Raw genomic sequence first — 18,950 nt, 5'->3', positions numbered from 1 at the left:
GGGGCGGGCCGGTTTCAGGGGGTGAGGGGCTCGTAGTCGAACCAGTCGAAGTGGACGGTGCCGGACGCGGCGTACATGCCGATGACCCGGCCGGTGAAGCCGCCGGCCACCTCGGTCGACAGGTAGCGCCCGTCGAGGGTGCCGAGTTCGGTGAACGTGCCGTCCGGCTCCTCGATGCCGAGCGCGACGAGGTCCGGGCCGGTGCGGGCGTCCCGCGGCGGGGCGCCGGACACACGGAGGCGGAGGACCACGGGCCCGGCGGGCACCGCAAGGGACGCCACGACCGTGCGCAACGGGCCGATGCGGGTGAGCAGTCGCACCTCTCCCTCGGACGCCTCGATCTCGTAGTGGTGTTCCTCGTCCAGCCGGACCGCGAGCCCGCCGCGCCCCTGTGCCGGGTCGATCAGGGTGCGTGCCTCGCAGGTCAGGTGCTGCTGGCGGCGGCCGACGAAGACGACGTCGGGCTCGTCGAGGGAGCCGCCCCGGGCGCGCAGCGTGAGCCAGCCGGACCGCTCCCCGGTCGTGCAGTGCTCTGCCGGACGGTCCCGGAGGGAGATCCACTGCGGCCGCAGCTCGGCGCGGTCGAAGTCGTCCCGGACGGGCTCCACCGGGCCGGGCACGAGCGGCCACGGGGGCGCGGGCAGGTCGAGTGCCGGCTCGCCGACGACCGGCCAGTCGTCCGCCCAGGTCACCGGTGCCAGGAAGGTCTCGCGGCCCAGGACGTGCCAGCCGGGGGTGCCGCCGCCGGGGCGCACCCCGAGCAGCACCATCCACCAGGAGCCGTCGGGTGCCTGGACCAGGTCCGCGTGGCCGGTGTTCTGGACGGGGTGGTCGGTGCCGCGGTGGGTGAGGACCGGGTTGGCCGGGCAGGGCTCGAACGGGCCCTCGGGCCCGCGTGCGCGCGCGATGGAGACGCCGTGGCAGCGCTCGGTGCCGCCCTCGGCGATGAGCAGGTACCAGTAGTCGCCGATCCGGTACAGGTGCGGCGCCTCCGGGGCCTTGGCGCCGGGCATGCCGGACCAGAGCCTGCGCGAGGGACCGGAGGTCTCCCCGGTCGTGGGGTCGAGGCGGATCTGCGAGACCCCGGCGACCGTGCACCAGCACGTTCCGTCCTCGTCCCAGGCCAGGTCCGGGTCGATGCCCCGCACGCCGGGCAGCAGGACCGGGTCGGACCACGGGCCCGCCGGGTCGGTGGCCGTGACCAGCAGATTGCCGTCCGCGCTGACGTTGGTGACGATCAGCCAGAACCGGCCGTCGTGGTGGCGCAGGGTGGGCGCGTAGATCCCGCCCGACGAGGGCGAGTCCAGGGGCAGGCGCAGTTGGCCCGGCCGGTCCAGGGCGTTGCCGATCTGCGTCCAGTGCACCAGGTCCCGGCTGTGGAAGACGGGCACGCCGGGGAAGTACTCGAAGCTCGAGCACGCGAGGTAGTAGTCCTCGCCGACCCGGCAGATGCTGGGATCGGGGTGGAAACCGGGGATCACGGGATTGGACACCGTGGTACGCGCCTGCTGCGTTTCTGACACTCGGTCGATTCCGTTCTGGATCGTCGAAGCGCTTCATCTGCTCGCGAACGTTAATGACATGTTTCTGACGAAACAAGAGCCGCAGCACTGCGAAACTTTCTCCCTGACGGCGCATTGGCAGCCCAGGGCCGCCGACGGCATCGTCGAAGCGCTTCAACATATCGGCGGAACGATCCCGTCGCGGGACATGAAAAGGGACCGCCGGTCCATCGAGGACCGGCGGTCGTTTCGGGCCGAGTGTCAGGCGTTGGGGTCGAACGGGATGCCGGACGGCATGGAGTGGGCGAGCGCGTACTGGAAGTCGCCGTCCTTGATCTTGATGGTGGCGGCTCCGAAGTCGGCGCTCAGCAACTTGTCGCGGTAGCCGGCGGGATAGCCGTTCCAGCCCACCAGACGCGGATAGAACCAGCCGCCGGTGACGTTCTCCGGCGGGTCGTCATTGCCGTTGGCGAAGCGGAAGTCGTGGGTGGAGACACCGTCCTTGTGGTAGACGATCTTCGGGTGCGTGCCGTCGAAGCGGACGGACGAGGCGGCCGCGACCTGGTAGCCCGAGTGCTGGGAGACCGACACGTACCGCACCTGGTCGTCGTTGATCCACACCACCACGTGCTCCCAGTCGTGGCGGTGCCCGATGGCCGCGGGCCCCAGGGTGGCCTGGTCCTTCTCGAAGTAGCTGGCGTACATCACCGCACACCAGCCGTTGTTGCACTTCTCGCGCGAGTACGTGTTGGCGTTGGCGAGTTGGGCGTAGTCGTGGCAGTGGCCGTTGACGTCGCCGCCGAGCTTCAGCCCGGGGTTGATCGTGCCGTCCGCGCCGATGGCGGCCGTGGCGTAGCAGCCGTCGCCGTCGTAGTCGTAGGCGGGGGAGAAGGTCTGCTCCAGGCCGTCGGCGTTCTGCGGCAGCAGTGTGAGCACGTTCGCGTTCGCCTGGGCGGGGAGGGCGACGACCAGGGCCAGGGCGCCGAGGACGGCGGCCAGCGCGGACCTCCCCGACCGGGAGAGGGGATGACGCACGTCGACTCCTACGGGTAGCTGGTCAGGTTGGCCACGTTGGTGCCGGAGTTGGACGGTCCTCCGGTGTTGTTGACGACGTGGCTGATGGTGCCGGTGCCGCCGAGGGAGACGGTCACCATGCTGGTGAAGCGGACCCCGGAGGTGTTCGGCGCCTCGATGGCGTGGGCGGCGACGACGGAGGGGTTGACGTTGAAGTAGCAGTAGCTGCCGAGGCCGTAAGCCTGGTGGCTGGTGACGGAGTTGGCGACCTTGTAGGCGGCGTAGCCCTGCGTCGAGCCGTTCATCCAGGCGGACTGGTTGGGCGGGTCGTACGGCATCTCGTTCTGGAAGAAGTACGTGCGGCCGCCGTTGCCGTTCCAGATCGTCTGGTACTTCTGGAAGTGCTCCACGAACAGGCCGTACATGGTGACGTCGTCACCGTTGACGATCAGCCCGGTGTCCGCGGTGTTGCTGGTCCAGCCGACGCCGCTGCCGTGGTCGGCGCGCCAGATCCACATGTGGTCGCCGATGACGTTGTCGCTGTTGACGATCAGGCCGGTGGTGACCTTGCCGACGCCCGCGCCGCCGACGCGGAAGTAGACGTCGTGCAGGGAGGTCGGGTCGGCCGCGTGGGAGGCGGCGGAGCCGGCCGGCCCGACCTCCAGCAGGGAGGGCGAGTTGGCGGTGCCCGCGTCGAACAGCAGGCCCGCGATCTTCACTCCGTCGACGTCGGCGACCTTCATCGCGGTGACGCCGTTGTCGGGGACGAGGGTGGCCAGGCCCAGGCCGAGAACGACCGTGTCCGCGCGGTTGACCTGCAGGGTCTGGTCGAGGTGGTACACGCCGGGGGTGAACAGGAGGTTCTTGCCCGCCGAGAGCGCGGAGTTGATCTGGGAGGCGGTGGCGCCCGGCTTGACGACGTAGAAGGTGTCGAGCGACAGGGAGGTGCCCGAGGGGCTGCCGCCCGCCCAGCTGGTACCGGTGGAGTTGGACCGCACGGACGGGACGAACACCTGGTAGGCGCCGTTTCCGTCGACGTACAGGAAGGGCTTCTCGCGCGTCACCGGGCTCTGCGCGACCGTCGTGTACGGCGGGCTGGGGAAGGTCGTCGAGGGGACGCCCGTGCTGCCGGTGAAGACCATGTTCCAGTTGGAGCCGGTCCAGCTGCCCAGCTGGGAGTTGCGGGTCAGCCACTGCTGCTGGCTGCCGGAGTTCACCTGGCCGTCGATCTTGCTGTCGGCGAGCAGGCCGCCGCTGGACCAGCCTCCGTCGTCGAGGGCGAGGCCGCCGCGCAGATGCATCCGGCGGTACGGCGCCGCCTGTGACACCGCCCAACGGTCGCTGCCGCCGGCCGGGTTGACCGACAGGTTCTCCGCGCCGCGCCAGAAGTTCTGGGTGGCGTTGCCCTGGAACCAGTCGGCCTCGGCGTGCACCGCGCCGTTGACGGTCACCGCGTCCGGGGACAGGCCCAGCCCCAGCACCTGGGTGTAGAAGCCGACGTTGACATCGGCGTTGTAGGAGCCGGGCTTGAACAGCACGGCGTAGCGCTGCGAGCCGAACTGGTTGGTCTCCTGCTGCTGGAAGACCGAGTTCAGCCTGCTCTGGATCGTCGAGGACGACATGGAGGGGTCGAAGACGAGGACGTTCGGGCCGAGGTCGGGGTCGGCGGCCGACTGGTCGACGGGGACGACCTGGAAACGCTGGGCGGCGGTGCCGTTGCAGGTGTACTGCACGAACTGCGTGCCGTCGGCGGTCGAGGCGCCCGGATCGTCCAGGCACTTGCCGCTGTTGCGGTTGACGAAGTGGTAGGCGCCGCCCCCGTCGTTCACGGGCAGCCACTGCTGGTTGGCGCCGCCGCCGTAACTCCACAGGTGCACCTGGGCGTTGTCGGCGGTGGAGACGTCGGCGACGTCCACGACCTGGCCGGTGTCGTTGGCGTTGTTGATCCGGACGTATCCGCTGTCGGTGGCGGTGAAGCTCCACCGCTGGGCGTTGGTGTTGTTGCAGCCGTACTGCTGGACGACGGTGCCGTTGGCGGTGGCGGCGGCCTTGGCGTCCAGGCAGCGGCCGCTCGCCGCGTTCATGACGGTGGCGAGGCCGGTGGGCAGGGCGGAGGCGGCCGCCTGCGCGGGGGCCGTGCCGAGGAGGGACGCGGCCGTCACGGCGACGACCGCGGCGGCGAGGGATCTGCCGCGGCGAGGTAGGGAAAGCATGGGGTCTCCTGGCCTGGGGTGGGGGTTTCAGCCGGTGTACTGCGCGAAGACGCGGGTGTAGTCCCAGTCGGACTGGGCGACCCCCGAGCAGCTGTCGGCCGGGCCGCCGGTGCAGGGGCGGTCGCGGTTGGCCGACCAGAACGTCAGGCGGGCCAGGTGATGCTGCTGGGCGTAGGCGAGGATGGTGCGGAAGTCCCCCACGGTGACCGTCTCGTTGTTGTCGGTCACGCCGTTCATGGACGAGATGCCCATGTCCCGGTAGGCCTGGTCGTCGCTGTAGTGGTAGGCGTTCTTGAGCGCGTTCTTCAGTCCTTCGGCGGCCTGGACGGTGAGGTTGCCCATGTTCTGGCCGGCGCCGCCGAAGTCGAAGGGCATGATGGCCCAGGCGTCGACGGTCAGACCGGAGGACGCGGCCCGGTTGATGAGGCTGGTGTCGGGACCGCTCTGGCCGGTGCCGATCGTGATGTACACCTTCAGGCCCGGGTTGTTGGCCTTGACGGTCTTCAGCGCGTCGACGGTGCGCTGCTGGACGGTGGGGTTGCTGTAGGCGTCGGCCTCGATGTCGATGTCGATCGCCTTCAGGCCGTAGGCGCTGACCACCTTCTGGTAGGCGGCGGCGAGTTCGCCCGCGCTGGAGCAGGAGCTCTCCAGCTTGTTGCCGCTGTAGCCGCCGAACGACGGGATGATGTCACCGCCGCCTGCCCGCACGGTGTTCACGGTCTGCTGGTCGACACCGCCGGTCAGGGGGCGGCTGCCGTCCCACTGCGGGTTGCAGTAGCCGTTGCTGAGCACGAAGGCGAGGGTGAACCACTTCACGCCGGTCGCGTTGGTGATGGTGGTCGGGCTCGGCGGGCTGCCCCAGCCGTTGTACAGGTACGGCGCCACGGCCATGGGGGAGGACGGGGTGCCGCCGCCGTCGGAGGCGGGCGCGTTCCACTTCTGGTTGGCCGCGCCGGTGCAGCTCCAGAGCTGGGCGCGGGCGCCGTTGGCGGAGGAGTTGTCGGTGACGTCGAGGCACTTGTTCGCCTGCGGGTTGACGATGTCGTGCGCGGCGGTGACCGTCCACTTCTGGTTCGCGCCGCCGGTACAGGTCCACAGCTGCACCTTGGCGCCGTCGACGGTCGAATTGCCGGTCACGTCCAGGCACTTGCCGAGGGCGCGGACGGTGCCGTCGCCGCCGACGGTCCACTGCTGGGCGGCGGTGCCGTTGCAGTCGTAGATCTGAACGGCCGTGCCGTCCGCGGAGTCGGCGCCGGCCACGTCGAGGCATTTGCCCGCGAGACCGGTGATGGTGCCGGTGGCGGCCTGCGCCGGGGAGGCGGCGAGCAGGCCGCCGGAGAGAGTGAGGGCGGCGACCGCGAGGACGGCGGACGCGGGCAGGGGGAAGGGTCTGGCCATGGCGGGCGGCCTTTCGTGGGGGGTGGGTCGCCCGGTGAAACTAAAGGTACGGACCACTTCCGTCAAGATGTGAAGTAAGAGTTGAGGGAAGCGAGTTGCCGCCTGGATGTATGCGGCGGGCCGCTTCGGGAAGTGAAGGGGCGGGACGGGCGGGCACGAGTGTGGTGAGCTGGTGCCGCAAGGGCTGGGACACAGGACGGGAGTGATGGCAGGTGGAAGGGGCCGACGCGTTCACGGACCGGCTGAACCCACAGATGTGTGTGGTGACGGCCGCCGCCGAGGGGCGGCGGGCGGGCTGCCTGGTGGGCTTCTTCTCGCAGTGCTCCATCCGGCCGGTGCGGTTCATGGTGTGGCTGTCCACGGCCAACCACACCTACGAGGTCGCCCGCGCTGCCGACTTCCTCGCCGTCCACCTCCTCGACCGCGAACAGCACGATCTGGCCGAGCTGTTCGGCGGGGAGTGCGGTGCGCGGACCGACAAGTTCGCACGCGTGCGGTGGCGGAGCGGACACGGCGGGACGGCCGTACTGGAGGACGCCGCGGCGTGGTTCGTCGGCACCGTCGGACGACGGGTCGAGGACGGTGATCACGTGGGGTTCGTCCTCGAGCCCGTGGAGTGGGGCGGGCGGACCGAGGGGCACCTGCTGCGGCTGCGCGAGGCGCTCGACATCGCCCCCGGACATCCCGTGGACTGACGCCGGCGCCGGTGCGTCCGGCCGCGCCCGCGCAGCCCGGACGCCGATCCGAAAGTTTCGCTGCTCGTCCGCACTGTCGGTCCGCGTCCCCCCGTCTGTAGCGTCGTCCGTGCAGGTCGGGCCGCCGAACGGCGGCACGGGCAGGCAGCCGCGCCAAAGGGCGGCGGCACCGGGGGGTACGACAGCACATGCGTCACGGGCAACTCGGCCGTACCGGACTGACCGTGTCGTCGGGGTGGTACCGACGGACACCATGACCAGAGAGATGTGCATGCCGAACGACTCCGCGCAGCAGCCCGAATTCCCCGCACACTTCCTCCTCGGCGCCGCGACGGCCGCCTACCAGATCGAGGGCGCCGCCGACGAGGACGGTCGCGGTCCTTCCATCTGGGACACCTACTCCCACACTCCCGGCAGGACGTGGAACGGCGACACCGGTGACGTCGCCGCCGACCACTACCACCGCCTCGACGAGGACCTCGACCTCATGGCTTCCCTGGGCCTGGACGCCTACCGGTTCTCCATCGCCTGGCCGCGCGTCCTGCCCACCGGCACCGGCCAGGTCAACCCCAAGGGCCTGGACTTCTACGACCGCCTGGTCGACGGCCTGCTCGAGAGGGGGATCACCCCCGTCGCCACCCTCTACCACTGGGACCTGCCGCAGGCCCTCGAGGACACCGGCGGCTGGACGAACCGCGACACCGCCCACGCCTTCGCCGACTACGCCCGCGTCGTCGGCGAGGCCCTCGGTGACCGCGTCGGCATCTGGACCACCCTCAACGAGCCGTGGTGCTCCGCCTACCTGGGCTACGGATCAGGGGCCCACGCCCCCGGCCGCACCGACGGCGCCGCCGCCCTGACCGCGGTCCACCACCTCAACCTCGCCCACGGTCTGGCGATCCAGCAGCTCAGGGCGACCGCGACCAACGACCCCCAGTACTCCGTCACCCTCAACTTCCATGTCCTGCGCGGCCAGGGCGACGGCGCCGAAGAGGCCGTGCGCCGCATCGACGCCCTCGCCAACCGCTCCTTCACCGAACCCATGCTGCGCGGCCACTACCCGCCCGACCTCGTCGAGGACACCGCCGGCATCACCGACTGGGCCTTCGTGAAGGACGGCGACCTGGCCCGGATCCACCAGCCCCTGGACCTGCTGGGCGTCAACTACTACGCCACCACCACGGTCCGCCTCTGGGACGGCGCGACCCCGCGGCAGAACAACGACGGCCACAAGGACATGGGCGGTTCCCCCTGGCCCGGCTCACCCCAGGTCGAGTTCCTCGCACAGGACGGCCCGCACACCGCCATGGGCTGGAACATCGACCCCGACGGCCTCGAAGAACTCCTCCTCGACCTGCACACCCGCTTCCCCGGCCGGCCCGTCGTCATCACCGAGAACGGGGCGGCCTTCGACGACCACCTCTCCGTCAGCGCCGACGGCACCCGCGCCGTCCACGACCCCCGGCGCGTCGACTACCTCCACCGCCACCTCACCGCCGCCCACCGTGCGCTCGCCGCCGGCGTCGATCTGCGCGGGTACTTCGTGTGGTCGCTGATGGACAACTTCGAATGGGGCTACGGCTACTCCAAGCGCTTCGGCATCGTGCACATCGACTACGACACCCAGCGCCGCACGCCCAAGGACAGCGCCCGCTGGTTCGGCGAACTGGCGGCGACCCGCCGCATACCGCCGGTGCCGACCGAAGGCCCGGCGGCGGACTGACGCCCGCCCCCCTCGTGCGCCCCCGGGCGGGTCGACCGATGAGTTCCGCGGCCGGCCGGGGTCTACCCGTCCTGGAGGACAAGCGCCTACGAGTTCTGTGAGGGAACCATGACAGCCCACGCACTACCCCCCGTCGTCGACGCCGCGACGTGGGAACACCGGCTGCAGGCACTGCGGGCCCGCGAGAAGGCGGCGACCAGGGAACTCGACGCCATCGCCGCCGAGCGCCGGCGCCTGCCGATGGTCGAGATGCCCGACTACGTCCTGGAGGGCGAGAACGGTCCGGTCCGGCTGGTGGACGTCTTCGAAGACAAGAGGCAACTGATCGTCTACCACCACATGTGGACCGCCGGCCAGGAATGGCAGTGCCCGGGCTGCACGGGATTCACCTCGCAGTACACCCGCCTGGAGTTCCTGGACAACTACGACGCCCGGTTCGTCGTCGTCACCCAGGGCCCGATCGAGGAGGCGCTGGCCTACAAGCGACGCGTCGGCAACCGTATGACCTGGTACTCGACCGCCGACAGCCCGTTCGGCGCCGACGTCGGCGCACCGCCCGGCGGCGGATTCGCGGTCAACGTCTTCCTGCGGGACGGCGACCGGGTCCACCGCACCTGGCACACCGACGGCCGGGGCACCGAGCAACTCAGTCACACGTTCCCGCTGATCGACCTCCTGCCCTACGGGCGGCAGGAGGAGTGGCAGGACTCGCCCGAGGGCTGGCCCCAGTCACCCACCTACAGCCGGTGGGCGACGTCGAAGGACATCGCGGCGCTCTACGGCGACGCAACCGCCGGCGCCTGAGCACGAAACGGCCGGTGCGCGGGGCGAGAAGTCGCCCCGCGCACCGACCGGCCCCCGGGTCACCGTCAGTCGGCGTACACCTTGCCCTGCTTCACGACGTAGTGCAGCGAGCCGGAGCAGCCGATGGACGGCGTGATCGTCAGGCTGACCGCGACCGGCGCGGGTTCCGTGCTCGCGGTCGAGAACTCGCAGACGGCACCGTCACCCGTGAGCGGGTACCAGAACCAGCCGTCGGCCTCGCCCACCGTGACCCGGTCGGACTCCTTCCAGGCGCCGGTGGAGTGCGTGTACACCTGCATCCGTACCGAGGCGGCGTACTCGTCCTGCGTCGACCTCACCGCCGTGAGGGTGATCTTGTAGGTGCTGCCGAGCACCGAGGAGGCGATCTGCTGCGTCTGCGGCGCCGCGGTGTGGGCGCTGGACGCGGTGGCTCCGGCGGTCCCCAGGGCCGCGGCCGTCATCAGGGTGAGGCCTGCCGTCGCGGCGCGACGGGCAAGGCGGTGTTCGCGGATCGATCTCATGGTTCCCCCGTTTGGTCAGCGATGTGCCGTTCGGCCGTACGGCCGTCGATCTGCCGGTGATGATGGCCCGCTCACCGGCCCGGTTGAAGCTTTTCGAACCTGCTCGAAGTGCCGGGGCCGCAAGGCGGTCCTCAGGCCCGGCCGAGCGCCGAACCCACACCCGTCTCCTGCAGTCTCTCCGCGTCCCCGTCCAGAAGGCGGTGGCCCATGGGGGTCACCGAGTGGCGGACGTACTGCCCCTCGCGATGGCTCGCCACCAGTCCTCCGTCCCGCAGCACGCTGAGCTGATAGCTGGCACTGGGCAGCGCGATGCCGACGGCCGTCGCCACTTCAGAGGTGGTACGGGTGCGTCCGCGGGCCACCTCCGTGAGGACCGAGGCCCTGGTGCGGCCCAGCAGCCTGTCCAGTCCGCCGTGGCGCAGGCCGGTCACGTCCAGCGGCCGTGCGGTGACGGGGTAGACGAGGACGGGGCCGAGGGTGGGGTCGGCGAGGGCGGTGGGCCTGCGCCAGCAGAAGTAGGACGGCACGATGTGCAGGCCGCGGCCCTGCAGATGGAGCTCGCGGTGGGTGGGGTAGTCGACCTCCAGGACGGGCGCCTTCCACTGGGCGAGCGGACGCAGGCTCTCCAGCAGGGCGAGCACGCCGCCGTCGAGGAGTATCCGGGAACGCAGGTCGATCTCGTCGTGGATGGCCCTGCGGACGTGCGGCCAGCGTGGTTCGAGCAACGCCCGGGAGGAGATCTCCAGGGCTCTGACCAGCGACCGCATGCTGCGGCCGTCCGGCCGGCCGAGCGCCGTGGTCCACGCGGGGAGCGGTCGCGCCGTGCCCAGCCTGGTCAACTCGTGCCGCAGACGGCTCGGGGGAGTGGCCCCCACCTCCTCCAGGGCCGCGGGCAGACCTCCCTCCGGGTCGGACGACGGGGTGAGGAAGTCGGGGATGTATCCGATGGGTGGGACGAGTGTCTGCAGAGCGAGCACGGCGCGCTGCGACATGGGGTCGTCGGTCAGCCGTTCACGGACGGAGCGACGCCAGGCTCCGAACTCCAGCGGTCCCTGATGCGTGGGGAGCCGGCAGGTCGCGCAGACCAGTTCCCACAGCGGATCGGGACGGCGGGAGATCCGGATGTTCTGTAAGTCCTCGGGCGTGAAGTGAATGCGGAGCATGCGGCCTCTCTCTTGGACTGTGGGGGGTGGGCCGAGGGCGGAACGCGTACCAGCGGTACACGTCGTCATGGGTGACGACTGACACCTGCCGATGGTTGGCCACGACGGCGAAACCAACCGTCGGAAAGGTCGAACCCGCAGGCGAATGGGGGGCGTTGGGGCGTAGGTTGTGCGGTGACTCGATCTCATTGTGGTGAAAGGCGGAGCGGCTGATGACCGACCCCGGGGCGAGGCCCGACAAAGTTCTGAGCCAGACGATCGACACCTCGGTCCCGCATTCGGCCCGGATCTGGAACTACTGGCTCGGCGGCAAGGACAACTATCCCGTCGACGAGGAGGCCGGCGACGCCTACACCGCGGTCTTCCCCGGAATCGTCACCATCGCCCGCAGCAGCCGGGCCTTCCTGCGCCGCAACATCACCCATCTGGTGTCCGAGGCGGGCATCCGGCAGTTCCTCGACGTCGGCACCGGCCTGCCGACCGCCCAGAACACCCACGAGGTCGCCCAGGGGATCGCCCCCGAGGCGCGGATCGTCTACGTCGACAACGACCCGATGGTCCTGGCCCACGCCCGCGCCCTGCTCTACTCCTCCCGCGAGGGCGCGACGGCCTACATCGACGCGGACGTCACGGACCCGGACCGCATCCTCGCGGCGGCCGCCGAGACGCTGGACTTCGAACGCCCCACCGCGCTCATCCTCAGCAACATCCTCGGTCACGTCGCCGACTACGACCAGGCCCGCGCGATCGTCGCCCGGCTCATGGACGCGCTGCCGTCCGGCAGTTACCTCTCCATCAACGACGGCTCACGCGGCATCGACCCCGTTTTCGAACAGGCCCAGGACGCCTACAACGACAGCGGTGCCGTTCCTTACAACCTGCGCACCGTCGAGGAGATCACCCGGTTCTTCGACGGCCTGGAACTCGTCGACCCCGGCGTCGTGTCGGTCACCCAGTGGCGCCCCGAGCCCGGTTCACCCGCACCCGAGGTCATCGCCGAGCACGGAGGTCTCGCCCGCAAGCCCTGACCGGCGACGGCCGTACCCGACGACGGCACCCACGTCCCCGGGGCCGTACTCCGCGCGACCCAACCCGCCCTTTGCGCCGCTTCAGTGCGCCGAAGGCGCTGCGCGGTGCCGCCCCGGGCGCCGATCTCACACGTGTGACCTCAACGATCACGGGCAGAAGCCTGGCGTGCGGCGGGCTCGCGCCTGCCGCAGAATTCGCCTCAGCGAAGCAGCACGTGGTCGAAAGAGGGTGGAAGCGTGGCCGGGGCCGTGTCCGACGGAGCGTCCGATCCGAGGCCGGCGCAGGTGCCGAAGGCGGTCGCGGAACTGCCCCGGCAGGTGCGCGAGGAGCTCACGCGCCGACTGCGGCGCAAGAAGCACGCCTTCCGTGCCGACGACGTCCAGGTCGTCGAACCGCCGCTGCTGCGGCGCGCGGTCGGCGCCTCGGCGCTCGGCAACTGCATGGAGTGGTTCGACTTCGGCGTCTACAGCTATCTGGCCGCCACCATCGGGAAGGTCTTCTTCCCGGGGGCCTCGCCCGGCGCGCAGGTCGTCTCGTCGTTCGCCACGTTCGCGGCCGCGTTCGTCGTCCGGCCCCTCGGCGGTCTCGTCTTCGGCCCCCTGGGCGACCGCCTGGGCCGGCAGAAGGTACTGGCCACCACCATGATCATGATGGCGATCGGCACCTTCGCCATCGGCCTCATCCCCAGCTACGCGACGATCGGCATCGCCGCGCCGATCCTGCTGCTCGTCGCCCGAATGGTGCAGGGCTTCTCCACCGGCGGCGAGTACGGCGGCGCCACCACGTTCGTGGCCGAGTACTCACCGGACCGGCGCCGCGGATTCCTCTCCAGCTGGCTGGACTTCGGCACCTTCGTGGGCTACGCGCTCGGCTCCGCACTGGTGACCGTGCTGAACCTGGCGCTCACCGACGACCAGATGCTGGCCTGGGGCTGGCGTCTGCCCTTCCTGATCGCGGGGCCGCTGGGCGTGATCGGCCTCTACATGCGGCTCAAGCTGGAGGAGTCGCCGGCGTTCCAGCAGCAGCTGGACGAGCAGGAGAAGAGCATGGCCCAGGAGTCGGCGGGCAGCGAGCTCAAGTCCATCGTCACCAAGTACTGGCGGCCGCTGCTGATCTGCATGGGGCTGGTGCTCCTCTACAACGTCACGAACTACATGGTCACCGGTTTCCTGCCGACTTATCAGACGGAGACGCTGAACCGGTCCAGCGGCTCCGCCGACCTGCTGGTCCTGATCGGCATGGTGTGGATCGTCGTGCTGATCACCTTCATCGGCCGCCTCAGCGACCGGATCGGCAGGCGTCCGGTCTACGGGGTCTCCGCGGCCGCGATGATCGTGCTCGCGGTGCCCTCCTTCCTGCTGATCAAGATGTCCGGAACGTGGCCGCCGGTCTTCGGTGTTCTCATCCTGTCCACGCTGCTGGCCTGCTTCGCCGCGCCGAGTGCCGCCACCCTTCCGGCGCTCTTCCCGACGGCCGTCCGGTACGCCGCGATGGGCATCGGCTTCAACATCGCGGTCGCGGCGTTCGGCGGCACCACCCCGCTCGTGACCGAAGCCCTGGTCAACGTCACCGGCGACGATCTGATGCCCGCCTACTACCTGATGCTGGCCGGGGTGATCGGCCTGGTGACGGTGAAGTTCCTGCCGGAGACCGCACAGGTCCCGCTCAACGGCTCGCAGCCCATGGTCGGTTCGCGGGAGGAGCGACAGGAACTGATCACCACCTCGCAGGAGTTGTACCGCGTCTCCGCACAACAGCGTGAGGGTGTCCCGCAGTCGGAGTCCTCAGCCCACTCGCGCGGGCACTGATGCCGAAAACCGCACCGGCAGGTGCAGCGGGCCGCGGATGAGCACCCCGCCCCGCCAGGTCAGCGCCGCCGGATGGATGTCCAGCGCGAGGTCCGGGCACCGCCGGAGCAGGGCGCCGATCGCCACCCGGGCCTCCAGCCGGGCCAGCGGGGCGCCCAGGCAGTAGTGGATGCCGTGGCCGAAGGCGACGTGCCCGCGGGCGTCCCTGCGGATGTCGAACCGGTCGGGGTCGGGGAAGCGCGCCGGGTCCCGGTCGGCGTCGGCGAGGGCGACCAGGACGAGCTCCCCGCCCCCGGGGACGGTGGTGCCGGCGATGTCCACGGCATCGGTGGTGAAGCGGTACGTGGGCGTCTCGACCGGGCCGTCGTAGCGGAGGATCTCCTCGACCGCGTTGTCGATCAGGGACGGTTCGGCGCGCAGCAGGGCCAGTTGGTCGGGGTGGCTGAGCAGCGCGAGCACCCCGTTCGAGATCAGGTTGACGGTGGTCTCGAACCCGGCGACCAGCAACAACCAGACGGTGCCGGTCAGTTCGTTCGCGGTGAGGCGGTCGCCGTCCTCGTCGGAGGTGCGGATCAGCGCGCTGAGCAGGTCGTCGCCGGGTTCGCGCTGCTTGTCCGCCAGGAGCTGCCCGATGAACCGGGACGTCGTCCTCGCCGCCTCGCGCTGCTCGGCGGGGTCGGGGGAGGACACGGCCGTGTTCGACGCGGCGGCGAATTCCTCGCGGTCCAGTGCCGGTACGCCGATGAGCTCGCAGATCACCGACATCGGCAGCGGGAACGACAGGGCGGCCACCAGGTCGGCGCGCCCGCCGGGTGCGGCCAGCATGGCGTCCAGCAGGCGGTCGGTGATCCGCCGTACCCACGGCTCCAGGGCCTGCACGCGTCGCGGGGTGAACTCCTTGGCGACCAGTTTGCGCAGCCGGGTGTGGTGGGGCGGGTCGGACGAGAGCATGTGACGGCCTGCCGCGACCGTGGTCATCCCCAGCGCGGGCGAGGCCTTGTCCCAGTCCTTCGTCAGCCGTGGATCGGCCAGCACCGCCCGCCCGGCCTCGTACCCGACGACCAGCCACCCCTCCCCGCCTCCGGGCATCCGGATCCGGTGCACCGGCCCACGGGAACGCAGCCGCGCGTAGACGGGGTACGGGTCGCGGGTGAAGTCCTCGCCCAAGGCACCGAGGTCGACCGGGCCGTCAGTGATGTGCGTGGTGTCCGTCTGCGTCATCTGGCCTCTGTCCGTCGTCTTGGTCCGTCACCCCCATCCTTTCCTTCCGCGGTGGCCCGGAACAGAGGCAGGTGACGGCGGCGCCGGTTTCCGGCCCGAAGCGTGCGATGTCGCCGGCGCAAATTCGCCGAACGCCTCCGTCACCGTCGACTCGGACGGCACCAGTCCAATTCCGCTGTCCCATCAATGACTTCAGGTCGCCGGCGACTCATCCGCCGTCTTGCCGGGCTTCGGTTTCGTTGGCAAAGGGCTGTGAGTTGTCCACGTGGGCGCTGTTAGCGTCGCTGGCCCACGGGTGGGAAGCGCAGTGAGGAGCAGACCAGTGCCCCGGAAGAAGTCGCAGGCGCCGCATTCCGTGCGGCGCGAGCATGCCCGGCGCCGTGCGCGGTCCAAGTGGTCGCTCGCCGTGGTCGGCGGGCCCGTGATCCTGGCCGTCGTCGCCGGCTCGGTGTTCGCGGCCGGCGGCCACCACCGGCACCCCGGCCCACCCGGCGGGGCAGCCTCCGCACAGCCGACGCGGGCCGCCGATCCCGACCCGAACTGCACGCTGGTCGTTCCCGAGCACCCCCTCACCGCCCGAGGGCTGGCCACGCCCTACCGGCTCGTCGCGACGGACCCGCGCCAAGGCCCCTGCCACGAGGCCAATCCCGACCAGGCCGCCTTCGTCGAGGCCGCGATCCTGACCAAGGACGGCAAACTGACCGTCTACGACCCGCTCGTGATCGACCGGGGCACGAGGCCGGCCGCGAGCACCGTCCGGCCCAGGGTGCCGAAGGGCTCGACGGTCGGCATCTGGTTCGGGTTCAACGCCGCACAGCTCACCCTGAAGTCGAACGGCCGCTCCCACAGCCTCGCGCAGGGCAGGTGCGTCAACGGCGTGCCGGGCTCCGCCTTCGGCCAGTTCGCCTACTGCAACGCACCGGCCTTCTTCCGCGCCGCCGGCGTACAGACGGCCGAGAAGCACCTCCGGATCCCCGCGCTGGGGACCGCCAGGGACGGCCGGCCCTGTCCCACCACGCGGGACTTCTCGGTCGTGGACCAGGACGGCAGCGACAACGTGGTCGCCCGCTATCTCGCCGACGCACACGGACGCATCGCCCAGAACAACGCCGCGAGCAGGGCGGTCATGCGTAGGGCCGGCGCGAAGCCCACGGACCTGACCAACGGCAGCGACAACCGCCTGCTGACCCACTTCATCGACCCCGCCCTCGGCTGCAGGCCCTTCACCGCGCCCGACCAGTCCAACGACGGCCGGGCCTCGTCGGCCCTGCCCCTGGACGAGCTGTCCGCCGCCGCCCGCCAGCGGGCGCCGATCGCGCTGATCCCGCAGAACGACCCGATGACGCTCGTCGACGGCCACGCCAGTGTCCGAAAGACCGACCTCTACCGCGCCGGAGTCGACATGCCCCGGACCGGAGCGGGCGACGACGGGAACGGAGCGGCCTACTGCCGGACGCTGTTCACCGATCCGTCCGGCATCCGGCGCGTCTTCGCGGACCGGGCGCTTCTGCGGGCCGCGCCCTCGCCGGACCCGGGAACCGCGCCGGACCTCTTCGGCTTCCTGGCCTCACGCGCGAACCAGTCGTTCACCAACCTGGGCTGCGACCGGCTGCTCGACTCCGGGAACCCGGTGGTGCTCACGACGGACGGCCAGGGCCTGGTGACCGACGCGGTCCTCACGCCCCTCGGCCGGCCGTCCACGTCACCCACCCCCGCCGCCCCGACCCAGGGAACCTCGCCGTCCGCGACCCCGGCCACCTCGTCGCCCTCGGCGAACGGCGGCTCGGCGACGGCGACGACCGGCGTGCCCGGTTCCGCACCACCGGCCTCGGGCGAGGTCTCGACGGCCCCGAGTTCGGGCGCACCCGACTCCTCGGCCCCGGCCGCCACCCCGTCGTCGTCGACCGGCCTCAGTTCTCCCCCTCGGTCCTGACGAGAGCGGCGAGCGCGGCGTCGAGGCGGCGGGTGGCCTCCTCGGCGACCGGGCGCAGGGCGTCGAGTTCGGTGAGGGCGACCATCGTGTTCGGATCGAGGGCTTGTACGACGGTGCCGTCGCCGTCGCGGCGGACGACCACGTTGCAGGGCAGCAGCAGCCCGATCGAGCGGTCGGTGTCCAGGGCGCGGTGGGCGAGGGGCGGGTTGCAGGCGCCGAGGATGACGTAGTCCTCCATGTCGTGGTCCAGCTTGGCCTTGAGGGTTGCGGTGACATCGATCTCGGTGAGGATGCCGAAGCCCTGCTCGGCGATGGCGTCACGGGTGCGGGTGACGGCGGTGGCGAAGTCGGCGTCGAGGCGGACTGTGCGGTCGTAGCGCATGGTGGTGATCCGTTCCTTCTGGATGCTCGCGCGGCACGGGACGGGTGTCCGGGCGCGGGCGAGGTACTCGAGCTCTGATTCCTGGGGTCTCCCTGCTCCTCTGGATACCCCCCGGGGTACTCATGTTACCGTCGTTGATATACCCCCAGGGGTAAATCTTCACCGGAAGGGAGTACCTCGTGTTCTTCGTCGACACGATCGAGGTCGCCGGACTCGGCAACCGCAGCTATCTCGCGGGGGGTGAGCGGACCGCGGTGGTGGTGGATCCACCCCGCGACATCGACCGGGTGATCGCGGCGGCGGCCCGGCGCGGGGTGCGGATCTCGCACGTGGTCGAGACGCACGTGCACAACGACTACGTCACCGGTGGTCTGGAACTCGCCCGGATCACGGGGGCCGTCTACCTGGTTCCCGCCGACGCGCGGGTGTCGTTCGCGCGGATACCCGTGCGCGACGGCGACGTCACGGCCCTCGACACGGACCTGGCCCTGCGCGCGCTGGCCACGCCCGGCCACACCCCGCACCACACCTCCTACGTACTGGAGGAGAACGGCGCGGCGATCGCCGTGTTCACCGGCGGTTCGCTGCTCATCGGCACCGTCGGCCGCCCCGACCTGGTCGAGCCCCGCCTCACCGAGGACCTGGCCCGTGCCCAGCACGCCTCCGCCCACCGGCTGGCCGCCGAGCTGCCCGACGAGACGGCCGTACTGCCCACCCACGGCTTCGGCAGCTTCTGCTCGTCCACGCAGTCCTCGGGCGGTGACACGACGATCGGCAAGGAGAAGGTGTCCAACGAGGCCCTGACCCGGGACGTGGACGTGTTCGTCGCCGACCTGCTGGCCGGCCTCGACGACGTCCCCGCCTACTACACGCACATGGGACCGGCCAACGCCGCCGGACCCGCGCCGGTCGATCTGACCCCGCCCGCCGTCGCGGACGCCGAGGAGATCGCCGCCCGGCTGGCCGCGGGGGAGTGGGTGGTGGACCTGCGCAACCGCGTCGCCTTCGCCCAGGGGCATGTCGCCGGCTCGTTCAACTTCGAGGCGGAGGGGCAGCTCGCCACGTATCTGGCCTGGCTGATTCCGTGGGGCAAGCCGGTCACCCTGCTCGCCGAGTCGCCCGAGCAGCTCGCCGCCGCACAGCGCGAGCTGGTGCGGGTGGGCATCGACCGCCCCGCGGCCGCGGCCACGGGCGGACCGGCCGATTGGCTGCGCGAGGGCGAAGCCCCGGCCGCCTTCGCGCGGGGCACCTTCGCCGACCTCGCCGGACGGGCCGGGGACGGCGTGGTCGTCCTGGACGTGCGGCGGGCCTCGGAACGTAGGGACGGGTTCATCGAGGGCTCGGTGCACATCCCGATCCACACGCTGCCCCGCCGTCTCGGCGAGATCCCCGACGGCGAGGTGTGGGTGCACTGCGCCGGCGGCACGCGCGCCGCCATCGCGGCCTCCCTGCTGGACGCCGCGGGCCGGGACGTCGTCGCCGTGGACGACTCCTTCGACGCGGCCGGCAAGGCGGGCCTCACCGTCCGCACCCCTTGACGCCGT

General features: G+C 70.9%; 15 protein-coding genes. 7 read left to right on the top strand and 8 right to left on the bottom strand.

All coding sequences use genetic code 11. From position 1 onward, the window contains the following. Positions 1-14 precede the first annotated feature (14 nt). The 4 genes from ACIGDI_RS20895 to ACIGDI_RS20880 form a co-directional block, all read right to left on the bottom strand. The gene (locus ACIGDI_RS20895) at positions 15-1,523 is read right to left on the bottom strand and encodes a glycoside hydrolase family 43 protein (RefSeq protein ID WP_399898551.1); all 1,509 of its coding nucleotides are present in this window, start codon (positions 1,521-1,523) and stop codon (positions 15-17) included. Positions 1,524-1,763: 240 nt separating this feature from the next. Then, the gene (locus tag ACIGDI_RS20890) at positions 1,764-2,537 is read right to left on the bottom strand and encodes an NPP1 family protein (protein ID WP_399898549.1); all 774 of its coding nucleotides are present in this window, start codon (positions 2,535-2,537) and stop codon (positions 1,764-1,766) included. Positions 2,538-2,545: 8 nt separating this feature from the next. Next, complete coding sequence (locus tag ACIGDI_RS20885) at positions 2,546-4,729, bottom strand: RICIN domain-containing protein (RefSeq protein ID WP_399898547.1); 2,184 nt, start codon at positions 4,727-4,729, stop codon at positions 2,546-2,548. A gap of 27 nt (positions 4,730-4,756) precedes the next feature. Then, positions 4,757-6,127 (bottom strand): lectin, encoded by a 1,371-nt coding sequence (locus tag ACIGDI_RS20880; protein ID WP_399898545.1) that lies wholly within the window; start codon positions 6,125-6,127, stop codon positions 4,757-4,759. Positions 6,128-6,381: 254 nt separating this feature from the next. Here ACIGDI_RS20880 and ACIGDI_RS20875 point away from each other — a divergent pair, with 254 nt between their 5' ends. The 3 genes from ACIGDI_RS20875 to ACIGDI_RS20865 all read left to right on the top strand — a co-directional run bounded on the left by ACIGDI_RS20875 (position 6,382) and on the right by ACIGDI_RS20865 (position 9,349). Beyond that, entirely contained in the window at positions 6,382-6,822 is a 441-nt protein-coding gene (locus ACIGDI_RS20875) for a flavin reductase family protein (RefSeq protein WP_399898901.1), read from the top strand. Between the two features lie 253 nt (positions 6,823-7,075). Then, complete coding sequence (locus ACIGDI_RS20870) at positions 7,076-8,545, top strand: GH1 family beta-glucosidase (RefSeq protein WP_399898543.1); 1,470 nt, start codon at positions 7,076-7,078, stop codon at positions 8,543-8,545. 108 nt (positions 8,546-8,653) lie between these two features. Then, positions 8,654-9,349, top strand: a complete 696-nt coding sequence (locus ACIGDI_RS20865) for a DUF899 domain-containing protein (protein ID WP_399898540.1) — start codon at positions 8,654-8,656, stop codon at positions 9,347-9,349. Positions 9,350-9,414: 65 nt separating this feature from the next. Here ACIGDI_RS20865 and ACIGDI_RS20860 read toward each other — a convergent pair whose 3' ends face one another. After that, positions 9,415-9,870, bottom strand: a complete 456-nt coding sequence (locus ACIGDI_RS20860; RefSeq protein WP_399898538.1) for a hypothetical protein — start codon at positions 9,868-9,870, stop codon at positions 9,415-9,417. 131 nt (positions 9,871-10,001) lie between these two features. After that, the gene (locus ACIGDI_RS20855) at positions 10,002-11,033 is read right to left on the bottom strand and encodes an ArsR/SmtB family transcription factor (RefSeq protein ID WP_399898536.1); all 1,032 of its coding nucleotides are present in this window, start codon (positions 11,031-11,033) and stop codon (positions 10,002-10,004) included. Between the two features lie 212 nt (positions 11,034-11,245). Here ACIGDI_RS20855 and ACIGDI_RS20850 point away from each other — a divergent pair, with 212 nt between their 5' ends. Both ACIGDI_RS20850 and proP read left to right on the top strand, forming a co-directional pair. Beyond that, a complete protein-coding gene (locus tag ACIGDI_RS20850) occupies positions 11,246-12,061 on the top strand; it encodes an SAM-dependent methyltransferase (RefSeq protein ID WP_399898534.1) in 816 nt (271 codons plus the stop codon). Between the two features lie 237 nt (positions 12,062-12,298). Then, a complete protein-coding gene (gene proP, locus ACIGDI_RS20845; protein WP_399898532.1) occupies positions 12,299-13,870 on the top strand; it encodes a glycine betaine/L-proline transporter ProP in 1,572 nt (523 codons plus the stop codon). Here proP and ACIGDI_RS20840 read toward each other — a convergent pair. Beyond that, a complete protein-coding gene (locus ACIGDI_RS20840) occupies positions 13,847-15,091 on the bottom strand; it encodes a cytochrome P450 (protein ID WP_399898530.1) in 1,245 nt (414 codons plus the stop codon). The two genes, proP and ACIGDI_RS20840, sit on opposite strands and share 24 nt — an antisense overlap. Positions 15,092-15,413: 322 nt before the next feature. Here ACIGDI_RS20840 and ACIGDI_RS20835 point away from each other — a divergent pair, with 322 nt between their 5' ends. After that, positions 15,414-17,024 carry a hypothetical protein gene (locus tag ACIGDI_RS20835; RefSeq protein WP_399898528.1) on the top strand — a complete coding sequence of 537 codons (1,611 nt, stop codon included), beginning with the start codon at positions 15,414-15,416 and terminating at the stop codon, positions 17,022-17,024. Here the strand turns inward: ACIGDI_RS20835 and ACIGDI_RS20830 are convergent. Continuing rightward, entirely contained in the window at positions 17,002-17,406 is a 405-nt protein-coding gene (locus ACIGDI_RS20830) for a DUF302 domain-containing protein (protein ID WP_399898526.1), read from the bottom strand. The genes ACIGDI_RS20835 and ACIGDI_RS20830 overlap by 23 nt on opposite strands. A gap of 179 nt (positions 17,407-17,585) precedes the next feature. Here ACIGDI_RS20830 and ACIGDI_RS20825 point away from each other — a divergent pair, with 179 nt between their 5' ends. Next, positions 17,586-18,944 (top strand): rhodanese-like domain-containing protein, encoded by a 1,359-nt coding sequence (locus tag ACIGDI_RS20825; protein WP_399898524.1) that lies wholly within the window; start codon positions 17,586-17,588, stop codon positions 18,942-18,944. Positions 18,945-18,950: the final 6 nt, after the last annotated feature.

Origin of the sequence: Streptomyces sp. NPDC085900 (genome assembly GCF_044540925.1) — a bacterium.
Classification (GTDB): domain Bacteria; phylum Actinomycetota; class Actinomycetes; order Streptomycetales; family Streptomycetaceae; genus Streptomyces; species Streptomyces gilvifuscus.
Note: the sequence above shows the minus strand (reverse complement) of the source record. Positions and strands in the feature narration are given on the sequence as shown.